The sequence below is a fragment of the Pseudomonas protegens genome (assembly GCF_003732485.1).
GTDB classification, from domain to species: domain Bacteria; phylum Pseudomonadota; class Gammaproteobacteria; order Pseudomonadales; family Pseudomonadaceae; genus Aquipseudomonas; species Aquipseudomonas protegens_B.
Window position 1 is genome coordinate 330,728 of the sequence record NZ_MOAK01000036.1, and the last position, 497, is coordinate 331,224.

General features: G+C 67.0%; 1 protein-coding gene. It reads right to left on the reverse strand.

Annotated elements, in window-relative coordinates:
* On the reverse strand, positions 1-497 hold a 497-nt coding region (locus BLX41_RS34790), incomplete at both ends, for a thiolase family protein (protein ID WP_404942751.1).

Below are 497 nucleotides of genomic sequence, written 5' to 3' on the forward strand. Positions count from 1 at the left end.
AGCGCCGTCGTTCAGCGCCGAGGCGTTGCCGGCGGTGACGCTGCCATCTTTCTTGAACGCGGGCTTGAGCTTGGCCAGGGCTTCGGCGGTGGTGCCGGGGCGTGGCTGCTCGTCGGTGGCGAAGGTCAGCGGCTCGCCCTTGCGCTGGGGAATCTGGATCGGGGTGATCTCGTCGACAAAGCGCCCGGCCTCGATGGCCGCTGCGGCTTTCTGTTGGGAAGCGGCGGCAAAGGCGTCCTGGGCTTCACGGCTGATGCCGTACTTGTCCACCAGGTTCTCGGCGGTGATGCCCATGTGGTAGTCGTTGAAGGCATCCCACAGGCCGTCGCTGATCATGGAGTCGATCATCTGGCTGTGGCCCATGCGCAGGCCGGTGCGGGCGCCGGGCAGCACGTAGTTGGACAGGCTCATGTTTTCCTGGCCGCCGGCGATGATTACTTCGGCATCGCCGCAGCGGATGGCCTGGGCGCCCAGGTGCAGGGCCTTGAGGCCGGAGC